Source organism: Bordetella bronchialis, assembly GCF_001676705.1.
Lineage (GTDB): Bacteria > Pseudomonadota > Gammaproteobacteria > Burkholderiales > Burkholderiaceae_B > Bordetella_C > Bordetella_C bronchialis.
This window is the reverse complement of the sequence record NZ_CP016170.1, coordinates 512873-525738: the sequence shown is the minus strand read 5'-3', so window position 1 is coordinate 525738 and position 12866 is coordinate 512873. Positions and strand designations below refer to the sequence as shown.

The 12866-nt window shown below is 64.0% G+C and carries 10 protein-coding genes; 4 read left to right on the top strand and 6 right to left on the bottom strand.

The genetic code is table 11. The annotated features are described in order from the left end of the window. Position 1: 1 nt before the first annotated feature. The 3 genes from BAU06_RS02290 to BAU06_RS02280 all read right to left on the bottom strand — a co-directional run bounded on the left by BAU06_RS02290 (position 2) and on the right by BAU06_RS02280 (position 3101). Entirely contained in the window at positions 2-943 is a 942-nt protein-coding gene (locus BAU06_RS02290; protein WP_066343876.1) for a branched-chain amino acid ABC transporter permease, read from the bottom strand. A gap of 57 nt (positions 944-1000) precedes the next feature. Then, positions 1001-2245, bottom strand: coding sequence for a branched-chain amino acid ABC transporter substrate-binding protein (locus BAU06_RS02285; RefSeq protein WP_066343874.1), 1245 nt, complete (start codon positions 2243-2245; stop codon positions 1001-1003). Positions 2246-2336: 91 nt separating this feature from the next. After that, complete coding sequence (locus BAU06_RS02280; RefSeq protein ID WP_066357728.1) at positions 2337-3101, bottom strand: SDR family oxidoreductase; 765 nt, start codon at positions 3099-3101, stop codon at positions 2337-2339. 172 nt (positions 3102-3273) lie between these two features. Here BAU06_RS02280 and BAU06_RS02275 point away from each other — a divergent pair, with 172 nt between their 5' ends. Next, positions 3274-5352, top strand: coding sequence for a helix-turn-helix domain-containing protein (locus BAU06_RS02275; protein ID WP_231933979.1), 2079 nt, complete (start codon positions 3274-3276; stop codon positions 5350-5352). Between the two features lie 275 nt (positions 5353-5627). On the opposite strand, the gene BAU06_RS02270 is transcribed toward BAU06_RS02275, so the two are convergent. Beyond that, the gene (locus tag BAU06_RS02270) at positions 5628-7175 is read right to left on the bottom strand and encodes a Fic family protein (RefSeq protein ID WP_066343873.1); all 1548 of its coding nucleotides are present in this window, start codon (positions 7173-7175) and stop codon (positions 5628-5630) included. A 308-nt stretch (positions 7176-7483) separates the two neighbouring features. Here BAU06_RS02270 and BAU06_RS02265 point away from each other — a divergent pair, with 308 nt between their 5' ends. Continuing rightward, a complete protein-coding gene (locus BAU06_RS02265) occupies positions 7484-9355 on the top strand; it encodes a DUF2075 domain-containing protein (RefSeq protein WP_066343871.1) in 1872 nt (623 codons plus the stop codon). A gap of 6 nt (positions 9356-9361) precedes the next feature. Next, on the top strand, positions 9362-9700 hold the full coding sequence (locus BAU06_RS02260; protein ID WP_066343866.1) for a nucleotide pyrophosphohydrolase: 339 nt from the start codon (positions 9362-9364) through the stop codon (positions 9698-9700). 112 nt (positions 9701-9812) lie between these two features. Here the strand turns inward: BAU06_RS02260 and BAU06_RS02255 are convergent, their stop codons facing one another. Both BAU06_RS02255 and BAU06_RS02250 read right to left on the bottom strand, forming a co-directional pair. Next, on the bottom strand, positions 9813-10103 hold the full coding sequence (locus BAU06_RS02255; protein ID WP_066343865.1) for a hypothetical protein: 291 nt from the start codon (positions 10101-10103) through the stop codon (positions 9813-9815). A 191-nt stretch (positions 10104-10294) separates the two neighbouring features. Then, on the bottom strand, positions 10295-11206 hold the full coding sequence (locus BAU06_RS02250; protein WP_066357716.1) for a LysR substrate-binding domain-containing protein: 912 nt from the start codon (positions 11204-11206) through the stop codon (positions 10295-10297). 127 nt (positions 11207-11333) lie between these two features. On the opposite strand from BAU06_RS02250, the gene BAU06_RS02245 reads away from it, so the two are divergent. Next, positions 11334-12827, top strand: a complete 1494-nt coding sequence (locus BAU06_RS02245) for an aldehyde dehydrogenase (protein ID WP_156770130.1) — start codon at positions 11334-11336, stop codon at positions 12825-12827. Positions 12828-12866 lie beyond the last annotated feature (39 nt).

The window sequence follows — 12866 nt, the reverse complement described above, 5'->3', positions numbered from 1 at the left end:
GTCATTCCTTATCGCCCATGATCCCGCGCGGCCGCACCAGCAGGATCAGCAGCATGCAGGCGAAGGGCAGCGTGGCCGCCAGGCTGGAAAGGCTCAACGTCATCAGTCCCCCGACGCCCCGCGCCCAGTCGCCCAGGCCTACCAGGGCGAAGAGGTCGGCAAGGCTGCCGTCCACCGAGACGGCCAGCGAGGTGATGATGCCGATCAGCAGCGACGCCAGCATCGCGCCCGGCAAGGAGCCCAGGCCGCCGACGACCACCACGACGAAGACGATGACGCCCAGTTCCAGCGCCATGTTGGGATTGGTGGTGTAGAAAGCCCCGGCTACCGCGCCCGCCAATCCGGCCAGCGCGGCGCCCGCCCCGAAGACGCCCATGAAGACCAGCGGCACGTTGTGTCCCAGCGCTTCGGCCATGCGCGGCTTGTAGATGGCCGAGCGCACCACGATACCCACGCGCGTGCGCGTCAGCACCAGGTAGATCACGACGAACATCAGGATCGCGATGCCGCCCATCAAAAGCCGATAGGCCGGATACTGCGTACTGCCCAGGCTGAAGGCGGAAAAATCCAGCGACGGCGGCACGCGGTAGTCCACCGGGTAATTGCCGAAGAACAGCTTGACCAGCTCGGCGATGATGAAGGACAGCCCGAAGGTCAGCAATAGCTCGTGCGCATGGCCGTGGTGATGGACACGGCGCAGGAAGTACCGTTCCACCACTACCCCGACCAGGCCCACCAGCAAGGGCGAAACGATGACCGCCGGCCAGAACCCGATGGGGTCCTGCAGCGTGTACGCGAAGTAGGCGCCCAGCATGTAGAAGGACGCGTGCGCGAAATTGAGCACGCCCATCATGCCGAAGATCAGCGTCAGGCCGGCGGACACCATGAACAGCAGTAGTCCGTAGATCACGCCGTTCAGGAGGGAGAAAATGATCTGTTCCATGGCGCTCCAGTACGGGTCCAAGCGATGGCCGGACGCGCCGGCCAGCCATTGGTTGCGTCAGTCCGGCCGCTTCATCTTGCAGCTGGCCTGGGGCGGCGTGGACGCTTCCTGGGCGGACAGGAGCAGCACGGGGCTGAAGCCCATATCGGTCCCGTCAACCTTGTATTTCGCGTCGCGCGACACCGTGGACACCACCAGCGGCATCTGCACCTGGTGATCTGCGGCGCGCATGCTCATCTCGCCCATCGGGGTGGGGATGCGGCCAGACTCCAGCGCCAAGGCGAACTCATTGACGTTAAGGGCGCCGTTCTTCGGCTTGGTGCGTTTCAGCGCGTCGGCCACCATCATCATGCCGTATGCCGTCTGCGGCTCCACGAACACGGGGATATGGCCCGTCTTGGCCTTGTAGTCCTCCACGAACTTCTGCGCGTCCGCGCCGCCGGCCTCGGCGTTGAAGGTATGCGCCACGAAGTTGCCGACCGCCAGCTCTCCCGCATTGGCCAGGTTGCCCGGCTGGTCCAGGTACACCGTGCCGTAGCGGGCCTTCAGGCCGGCGGCCTTCGACGCCTTCATCAGCAGCAGCAGGTCGTTGGACCAGTTGCCCGTCATGACGGTATCGGCACCGGACGCGGAGATCTTCGCCACATAGGGCGCGAAGTCCTGGATCTTGTTCACGTCGTGCAGCGTCTTCTCCACCACCGTATAGCCGCCCAGCTTCTGGTCGTCGACGATGGCCCGCTCCATGTCCTGGCCCCAGGAATAGTTCTGGTTGATGGCGTATACCTTGGTGCCCAGGGCATTGGCCTTCTTCATTCCTTCCACGAGCGCCTTTACGCGGACTTGCGCATTGCCAGCGAAGCGGAAGTGGTAGAAGTTGCATTTCTCGCCGGTCAGCTCCAGCGCCTCGGCGCCCACGTTGATGTAGACCATCTCCTTGCCGGGATTGCGCAGGTTCCACTTGCGTACGTCCTCGGTGATCTGGCCGCCGATGGCTGACGACGCGCCCTGCACGACGATCTGTACGCCGTCGGCCGCCGCCGCGCGCAGCTTGTCCGCCGCGCCGGCCGGACCGCCCTGGTTGTCGTACTCCAGCAGTTGCACCGGCTCGCCGTTCCAGCCGCCGGCCGCGTTGACCTGGTCGATGACGTAGCGCACCGCCGTGCGGTAGGCCTGCCCGGACGAGGCCTGCGGTCCGGAAAGCGTTTCCACCAGGCCGATCTTGACGGGCGCCGCCACCGCGGCGGTGCAGCAGGCTCCCAGCGCGGCCACTGCCGCGACCAGGGTCAGGTCCAGTTTCTTCATGGTTGTCTCCTCGTTTGTTTATGAATGTCGGTACGGCCGTCAAGCAAAGCCGCCTCGGCGATACGGCCACGAGGGGCCGTATCGCCGGCGTTCAGAGATATTCGATATTCCCGTCCACGCTGATCGCCTGCCCGGTGACATTGCGCGCGGCGGGCGAGCACAGGAAGAGCGCCATGGCGGCGACATCGTCCACCGTCACCATCCGCCGCAGCGAGATCTTTCCCAGGTACTCCCGGCGCATTTCGTCCACCGACACGCCCGAGGCCGCCGCGCGCGCGCCGATCACGCCGTCCATGCGTTCGCCTTCCACCGTGCCGGGCAGGATGGCGTTGACGCGCACGCCGTGGGGCCCGAGCTCGATGGCCAGCGATTTCATCATCCCCACGATCGCCCACTTCGTGGACGCGTAAGGCGTGCGCAGCGCATAACCCAGCCGCCCCGCCACCGAGCTCATGGCGATCAGGCAAGGGTTGGCGGACGAGGCCTTCAGCAAAGGCACGGCGCGGCGGGCGAAATAGAAATGGCTGTTCAGGTTGACGTCGACGGCGCGCTCCCAGTCGGCGGGCCGCAATTGCTCCACGGGGCCGGTCGGACCGGCGATCCCGACGTTGTTCACCAGCACGTCGAGTCCGCCCAGGGTATTCCTGACGTCGTCGAAGACGGTGTCGACGTCCCTGGCCACGGATGCGTCGGCCGTGCTGGTCGTGATCTCCGGCGATTCCGCGGTCAGCCGTTCGAGCGCGGCGGCGTCGATATCGCACACATGCACCCGCGCGCCGGCCTCGCGGAACGCCCGGGCGATGCCGGCGCCGATACCCGCGGCGCCCGCGCTGACCAACACGCGCAAGCCGGGCATGGGCCGCAGCGATTCGATGATGCTAGGGGGCACCGCTTGTCTCCTTTATTTCGGTATGCAGGCAGTGTCCGGGAGATCGTCCGACGTATCTATGTGCGATATGAACATATTTATCCCGTAGTTGATATGATGTTGTCACATCACCCTGTGCCGACGATCGAGGTCCCGGACCATGGAAAGAAAGAAGCGCGCCGGCAACGGCACGCATGCCTGGGCCGCCGAAGGCGGCGCTGGGGGAAGGAAACCGGCACCGCGCACGGCGGCCGGCCCCGCCCCGGCCGCGATGGCCGCCGTCGATACGGCCGCGGCGGACCTGATCGGCCTGCTCCATGCCAACGCGCCGCCGGAGCGCTTCGCCGCCGCCCTGGCGTCCGTGGAAGCGTGGCCCGACGGCATGGCGGAAAAGACGGGGGCGATCGAACTCGCCCGCATGGCCATGGCCTTGCGGAACAGGCTGGACCAGCACGAACAGCGCGAACGCGGCATGCTGGCCGTGATCGAATCCGCCCAGGACCTGGCCGCGCGCCTGGACCTGCCGGAGTTGCTGAAGGCCATCGTCATGCGCGCCCGCGACCTCCTGCGCTCGCACCTGTGCTGGCTGTCCATCTACGACGCCGCGACCGCGGAATTCAAGGTCATCGCCGCCGACGGCGCCATCGCGGAGCGCACGGGCAGAATGACGGCCAAGCGCCTGCGCGGCGTCGCGGGCGTCGTCATGACGACCCGCCTGCCCTTCGCCACGCCGGACTACCTGCACGACAACCGCTTCACGCACGATCCCGACCTGGACGACATCTTCCGCGACGAGGGCATCGTGGCCCTGGTCGGCGTGCCCCTGATCTGGAACAACAAGGTCATCGGCCTGCTTTTCGTGGCCGACCGCTACCATCGCACCCACACCGCGCTCAACGTTTCCATCCTCTGCACCCTGGCCACCCATGCGGCGGTGGCGATCAACAATGCCCAGGCCTTCGCGGACGCGCAGTCGGCACTGGAGAAGGCCGAACTCGCCCGCATCGAGCTGGAAGCGCATGCCCGCGACGTCCAGGACGCCGTGGAGGCGCACGAACGCCTGACGTCCCTGCTGGCCCGCGGCGCCTCGCTGGGGGAGCTATGCCTGTCGGTCGCGCAATTGCTGCAAGGCGGCGTCCTGGTATTGGACGATGCCCACCAGGTGATCGGCCGCGCGACGGCGCCCGGCTACACCGGCACGGCGGCCGATGCATTCGAACCCTACGGTCCGCACAGCGCAGCCCTGACGCGGGCCTTGGGCGAAAGCCGGCGCGCGGGCCGTTCGGCGATCGCCTATCGCGCCGGCAATGAAATCTGCCGCGCCACCGCCGTGATCGGCGGCGACGGCATGCTGGGCGCCATCCTGCTGTTCCGGCATGAAGACATGCGGGACATCTCGATCCGGACCTTCGAACGAAGCGCCAGCGTCATCGGCGTCGTCCTGCTGTCGCAGGAACATATGGCGGCAAGCAGAAGCCGCGACCTGTCGGCGCTGCTGCAATCGCTGCTCTCGCCCCGGCAGGGCGAACCCGCCATGACGCGCGAGCGTGCAGAGCGATTCGGCCTGGATCTTTCGGCGCCCATGTCGCTCATGCTGGTGGAGCTGGAACAGGCCGATGTGCCGGCCCTGGCGCGCCGCCTGCGCGGCGGCATCGGCGCGCCCGGCGTGCTGGTCGACGAGCTCGATGGCGTCCTGGCCGTCCTTTGCAATACAAGAAACGCGGCGGACCTGCCGCGCGTCTTCGACGCCGCCCTGCGCCCGGACCGGCCGCAGGCGTACCGCGGCGTGCTTTCGCGCCCGGCGCCAACACCCGCGGAATTGCCGGCCGTCCATGCCGCGTTGCGGCGTGCCCTGCCCCTGCTGGGCCGGCTGGGCATGCGAGACCGCATCGTTCAACAGAACGAGTTGGCCCTGTATTCGGTATTGTTCGAAACGCAGGACGCCGCCAGCCTGAAGGATTTCCTGGATGGCACCCTGGGCGGCGTCATCGAGCACGACCGCCGGCGCGGATCCTGCCTGGCGATAACGCTGCTGACCTACCTGGACAACCAGCAGAATGCCAGGGCCACCGCCCAGCGCCTGGGCATCCACGTCAACACCGTGCACCAGCGCCTGGCAAGCGCCGCCGCGCTGATCGGCGACCTGGCCGACCCGCAACGCTGCCTGCAGATCCATGTTGCCTTGCGGCTATGGAATACCGCGACGCCGTCCGCGGTTATTGACCCCAGTTCCGCATAAGCCGCTGCGATTCCGCGGCGTTCAAGCGCTTGGCTTCCTGCTCGGCGTAGTCGCGTTCGCCCGGGTCATACGAGCCTTCGTACAGGCACCTGCTGCGCAGCCACTTGCAATCGTCGCCAGCCGCGGACTTGCTCCCGGATCCGCCGGACGAACATCCCGCAACGACCGCGACAAGAAATAGCGACACGCCGCAACGGCACCAGGTTTGAATCGACATCTTCCCTACCCTACGAAAAGCCAGCCGTTTTTATAACAGACGCGAGGTGCGGCCATTTTCAGCCGGCTGTCCGGCCTTCTTCCGCTTGCTCCTCGAAAGCGGAACGCACGGCCTCCACCACCCGCTGTGCGGTGCTTTCGTCCTCCAAGCGAGGGTACTCTCCCTTCAGCTTTCCGGACACACGCCATCCGTTCTGCTTTATCGACCGTATTACCCGGTTCGCATCCTGACTTGGCATCTCCAACACGTCCTTGAGGCGCTCCTGGGCCAACTGGAAGGTGGCCAGCACACGGGCCTCATCCGCCATCTCCGTGCGTATGGTGTGTTCCACCACCCGCGCGGTGTAGAGGACATGCTCCGTGAGATCCGGATAGCGCCATGCAAAGCGCGCATCCTCATACGCATCGAACAACAGATTGCTTCGCGTGCCGTCCTCATACGTCGTCACCTTCCCGAACCGGTACTCCGAGACGTAGCGCCTCATGAAGGGACGCGAAAACACCTCCAACGTTCGATCGTAACCAGCTCGGAAATCGATGGAGCTTGTAATGGTGGCCGACACAGGCAGGATGACACCGTCGGGAACCGCCTTGTCGCGCACCAGGGTATCGTTGATCAGGAAACGGTGAATGCGGCCATTGCCGTCACGCATCGGATGGATGTACACGAAAGCAAAGGCCACCACCGCAGCGCGTGCAATAGATTCGGCTCCTCGGGTCGATATCTCGAACTCCTTGAGCCCTTCGAGCATGCATGGCACATCGTCGTAATGGGGCGCGATGTAATGCACGATGTCATCGCGCATCGTGGCTTGCCCGACAAAAACAGGGGAGCGCCGCAGGCCCAGACCCATGGCGTCGCGACCAAGAATACCCCCCTGAAGGATATACAGACTGTCATTACTGAGCGGATCGGCGATATGGCCGCAGTGCTCGGCAATGACGTGCGCAAACCGCTGGATCCTGTCCGCCTGGTCCGCCTCGCGTTCGATCAAAAAGCTCGCACGGGACTCCTTGAACGTAAGCCAGCTGGCCGTACGCATCAGCACATCAGCACCGAAGGCACGGTCTAGCTCCGCCAAAGCTACACCGAGATCGAAACGCAACGCATTTTGAGCGGCGGCCGTACGGCGGACTAAAGGACAAAAGTGGGGGGTCCCGGGCAGATTATGGTTGACCCGCCACCTGCGGACCCGCAACGGTTGCGCACGTGTCAGGTAGCCTTCCTGTGGAAGCACATCCACATAGCGCCCAGCTCTTGCATCTGGCACATCGAGCCGCTTGCCCGTCAGCCATTCGTACAGAAAACCCGCCCGTCGCGCATGCTTGCCGGCCCGTTCACGCAGGCACCACTCTTGAAGCGGCCCGGGCCCGGTTGCCGCGAACAGACGAGCGAAGAATTCCAGGTGGATCTCTTCGTGCTTCAAGCCGAATTCGAAATGTCCCGCGAAATCGTCCGGCGGCCGATAGCCCGGCGGATACTGGTTTTCGATATGCCCGCCGGTCTCGCGGCGAACCCGAACGGAGCCGATAGTGGATTCGACGCGCAGCGGCTGCGCCAGGGCGACGGCGTAGCGTTCTTGAAGAGCGTTAAAGCCGACGCGCATGGAATCCTCGCGAACCGAACTGATTTAGCACAATTTCGCCGATGTTACACAAAAAAAGCACGGCGGCCCGAGTTTCCCGCGATTTTGACACGGCAACGGCTTGGACGTTGTCGGCAAGCGGCACAGGGACGACGCGCTCGCAATGATCGTTAATATATAAGTAGCAGCTCGTAACATCGCGCCCACGCGTATGCGGGGTCAGCGTGCACGCGTGGAGGCTGCCGCCTCGGGAACCGCCACGTGCCGAACGTTGCGGGCGACCCGCCCTCAGTGCAGCACCGTCAGAACCACATAAAGGCAAGCCTTCAATGCAGCTCTACGTCGGTACATCAAGGGACTTCATTACCAGCGCCACCCGAAATGGCATTGCAAGCAGGCTGGAAAAGGCATTCCTGGACGCCTTCCATTACAAGCCATCTACCCAGGAAGTCCAAGCGTGGCAGAACTCGCTTTTTCGGATGGCGTACACGCTTCAAGAGGGGGACTTCATGGACCACGGCATCCTGCTCGAGTACCAACTTCCACTGTCCAGTCGCCGACTGGATTGCATGGTTACCGGCCATACCGACGAAGGTCGTTGTAGCTCTGTGATCGTCGAATTAAAACAGTGGAGCGAAGTGGAAGAGTCAAACGCGGAAGACTGCGTAACGACATGGGTCGCCGGGAGCAAGAAAGATATTCTGCACCCCTCTCGCCAAGTGGGACAGTATGAAGAATATCTTCGAGACATGCATTCTGTCTTCATACAAGGGGACGTCGAACTGCGGTCCTGCGCCTTTCTGCACAATCTGAGTTTCGATCCCGCCAACGAAATATATGCTGCAAGACACTCGCGAATCTTGGCCCGTTACCCTGCCTTCTCGGGGGATCAGCAAGACGACCTCGTCTCATACATGAGGCGCCACGTCGGGGGCGGTCGTGGTGAGCCGGTCCTGGACATGATCCTGAAAAGCCGATATGCGCCGAGCAAGAAGTTGCTGGAGCACACTTCGAAAGTAATTGCGGACCAGCAGTCGTACGTGTTGCTCGATAATCAACAGGTCATCTTCGCAAAGGTGCTCGCGGAAGTCCGCGAAGGGGCCAAGGCCGGCAAGCTCAAGAAGACCGTGGTTCTCGTGCATGGTGGGCCGGGCACCGGTAAGTCAGTCATCGCCCTGCATCTGCTCGGAAGGCTCTCGGGAGACGGCCTGAACGTGATGCATCTGACAGGGTCCAAGGCCTTTACGGAAAACATGCGCAGAATTGTCGGCAGCCGTGCCGCGGCGCAATTCAATTATTTCAATGTGAATAAACGCGGCGAACTTCCACCGAACCATTTCGACGCGCTCATCCTGGACGAAGCGCACCGCATCCGTGAAGCAAGCAAAGACCGTTTCACGAAGGCGAACGACTGGTCCGGTTTACCGCAAATCGATGAACTGATAGCCCCAGCGCGCGTCAGCGTCTTCTTCATCGATGATCGGCAAGTGGTACGCCCCGGGGAAGTAGGAAGTTCGGATCTCATCCGCGACGGGGCGAAACGCGCCAACGCGAAGCTCCTGGAGTACGAGCTCGACGCTCAATTCCGGTGCAGCGGCTCTGACGGATTCGTCAATTGGGTAGACAACACCTTGGGTATACGCCGCACAGCCAACGTCTTGTGGAGACGTGACGATCCCTACGAATTCCGCATCATTGACACCGTCGGCGAACTGGAACAGAGAATCCGGGAAAAAGCACAAGTGGGCAGCGCGCGCTTGGTAGCGGGATTTTGCTGGCCATGGTCCAAGCCGAATGCCGATGGAACACTGGTGCCTGACGTACGAATCGGCGACTGGTCGATGCCATGGAACGCCCAGCCAGACGCGGGCAGACTCGCCAGGAATATCCCGAAGTCAAACTTCTGGGCTTCAAGCTCCGGCGGATTGGATCAGGTAGGCTGCGTATATACCGCCCAAGGCTTCGAGTTCGACTATGTCGGCATCATTTTCGGGCAGGACTTGCGATACGACTGGAATACCAACGAATGGATTGGCGACAAAACTCGCTCGTTCGACAGCGTCGTGAAACGAGGCAAGGAGCGTTTCCTCGACCTCGTGAAAAACACCTACCGAGTGCTCTTCACGCGAGGAATTAAAGGCTGCTACGTTTACTTCGTTGACGACGATACTCGCAAATTTTTCCAAAGCCGCTTGGACTGACGCCATATGCCAAAAGAAAAACCTTTGATCGACACATCCGCCCTGGAAACCGCGCTCCAGGACTTCGCGGACGAACGCGACTGGAATCGCTTCCATTCGCCCAAGAACCTGGCGATGGCGCTGACGGGCGAAGTGGGAGAACTGGTGGAGATCTTCCAGTGGCTGACGGAAGAACAATCGCGGACCGTCGCCGATGATCCCGCGACGGCGCGTGCGGTCCGCGATGAGCTGGCGGATGTCGCGCTCTATCTGATAAGGCTGTGCAGCGTCCTGAAAGTGGATCTGAACGAGGCCATCACGCGGAAGATGCAGGCCAACAGCAAGAAATACCCCGCGCCGAACTGATGCCGCCTCGTCCGCCCTCCGTGTGTCCGGGTCCACGCGCGGCGGTCGCGAACGAGGATAGTCTCAAGACTCCGGGCGCCAGGCCCCTGTCGGGAGCCGCCCATCCTATTGCCTATTGCTGGCCCAGGATGCGTCGCAGCCGTTGTAGCTCGGCGATGTTCAGCCGCTTGGCTTCTTGTTCCGCGTAATTCCGTTCTCCGGCCTCGTAGGAGCCTTCGAAGATGCACCGGCTTCGTATCCCTTTGCACTGGTCGCCGGCCGGGGCGGCTTGCGCGGTGGGGGCCGGTTTGTCAGGCGCCGCCGAACCGGTCTCGGAGGGCTTGGGACTCGTAGAGGAACAGGCCGATATCAGCGCCATCAGGCCCAGCGCCGCCACGCGGCGGCTCAACGTTCGAACGGACATGTCCCATACCCACAATCGATGACAGCCGTTCTTATAGCAAGCGCCGGCCGCAGCTCCAAGCGCTACGTGGATGAGCATGGCCCGCATGCCGGTCCGTGGCGTGGGCAGGCATGCCCCGGCTTGCCCATCCGTCGGGCGGGCGCCTTCACATGCCGCGCCGCACGGCGGAGCGCCCATAGACCGGCCCCACCCTAGCCCGGCCGCGACAAGCGCCGCACCGCGGTGCGTGCCGCGGTGCGGATGGCGTCGGCGAACTGCGCGACGATGGCCGAGCGGGGCCGCATCGGCGAAAACAGGAAGCGCGGCCGCATATCGATGCGCGGCGAAAAGCGCCGCATGACCAGATCGGGAAACGCCGGCGTCATCAGGATGAAGTGGTCCACCAGCGCCACGGCGTTCAGCGCCTGCACCATCGCGCAAAGCGTGGCGGTACTGTTCGATACCAGCGCGGTGTCGTAGGGCACGCCGCGCTCGCGAAAGGCTTCCCGCAGCCGGAAGCCCGTGAACGTATCGTCCACGAAAGTCACGACGGGCCAGGCGGCCAGCAGCTCCGGCGTCAGCCGGGCATGCGCGGCCAGGGGATGATCGCGATGCAGCACGCAGACGACCTCGCTCTTGCAGATCTCTTCCACTTCGAGCGATGTCGCCGGCGTGGGGACATCGACGATACCCATATCGACCTGGCTGGTGCCCACGTACTCGATCACGTGCCGCGTCGGCAGCGCGCGCACATCGAACTGGACCTGCGGATGGCGCCGGTGGAAGACCTCCACGGCCTGGGCAACCACGGACATCGATAAGGTGGAAACGGAAGCGACCGTAATGCGGCCCCGCACGCCTTGCCGGATCTCCAGCGCCGCCTGCCGCACCGACTCGACGCTGCCGAACAGCCGCTCGACTTCCGGCATCAGCGCATCGGCTTCCGGCGTGCATAGCAGCCGGCCCTTCACGCGCTGGAATAGCGTCAAGCCCAGCTCTCCCTCCAGCAGGCGCAGCGTCTTGGTCACCGCCGGCTGCGAGATATACAGCATGCGCCCCGCCGCGGACACCGATCCGGTCTGGACCACCGCGCGGAAGATCTCCAGGTGACGCACATTCAACATATCGGGCATCCCATAACTTTTTGGAAGGAAGAAGCTGCCAAACCTGTATTGGATATTATGAGCCGACCTTCCTACACTGCAACGCATATCGATCGCGTCACCGCGAGATCCATGGGAGGACTGCCCCTTGAATATCCCCGGCAAAGCAGAATGGACCGCGCGCGCCGCGCGGTGCCAACCCGAATGGCGAGCCTTCATCGACGGCCAGTACCGCCCGGCACTATCGGGTGCGACCTTTCCCAGCGTCAACCCGGCGACCGGCCAGGAAATCGCGCAGATCGCCGCGTGCGATACGGCGGACGTCGATCTGGCCGTGGCCGCGGCCCGCCGGGCCTTCGAGTCCGGCGTGTGGTCGCGCCGCGCGCCGGCCGAACGCAAGCAAGTCCTGCTGAAACTGGCCGAACTGATGATGGTGCACCGCGAGGAACTCGCGCTGCTGGAATCGCTCGATGTGGGCAAGCCCATCGCCAACGCCTATAACGGCGACATCGTCAGTTCCGCCGGCTGCATCCAGTGGTACGCCGAGGCTATCGACAAGCTCTATGGCGAGATGGCGCCGTCCGCCCCCAACATGACCACCATGATCGTGCGCGAGCCGCTGGGCGTGGTGGCAGCCGTCGTGCCCTGGAACTACCCCTTGTCGATGGCGTCGTGGAAGCTGGGGCCTGCCCTGGCGGCCGGCAACTCCGTCATCCTGAAGCCGGCCGAGCAATCGCCGCTGACCGCGATCCGCATCGCCGGGCTGGCGACGGAAGCCGGCCTGCCGCCCGGCGTACTGAACGTGCTGCCCGGCTATGGCGAAACCGCGGGCCGCGCGCTCGGGCTGCACATGGATGTGGACGCCGTGGGATTCACCGGCTCCACGGAAGTCGGCAAATTATTCATGCAGTACGCCGGACAGTCCAATATCAAGCGCGTGGGCCTGGAATGCGGAGGCAAGAGCCCGCACATCGTGCTGGCCGACTGCCCCGACCTGGATGCGGCGGCGCGCGCCGTGGCGCTGGGCATCTTCAACAACAGCGGGCAGGTGTGCAATGCCGGCTCGCGCCTGATCGTCGAGGCCCCCATACGCGACGCCCTGCTGGAGAAAGTCGCCGCCGTCGGGCGCGAGCTGGTGCCTGGCGACCCCCTCGATCCCGCGACCCGCATGGGCGCGATCGTCAGCCAGGCACAGCACGAACGCGTCATGTCCTATATCGACGCAGGGCGGGCCGACGGCGCGCGGCTGGTCCTGGGCGGCAAGCCGGCGCGCGCGGATAGCGGCGGCTGGTTCATCGAGCCCACGGTCTTCGGCGACGTCCGCAACGATATGCGCATCGCCCGGGACGAGATCTTCGGGCCGGTGCTATCGGCCATCACCGTCACGGATTTCGACGAGGCCATCCGTATCGCCAATGACACCATCTATGGACTGGCGGCGGCGGTATGGACGGGAGACGTGGGACGCGCCCATCGGGCCGCCCAGCAGCTGCGGGCCGGCGTGGTGTGGGTGAATTGCTTCGACCGTGGCAATATGTCCGCGCCATTCGGCGGATTCAGGCAGTCGGGCTTCGGGCGCGACAAGTCCCTGCATGCCTTCGATAAATACATGGATTGGAAGGCGGTCTGGATAGCGTCCTGATCCAAGCCTGGCCGCCGGCCGCAACCGCAGTGCACGGAA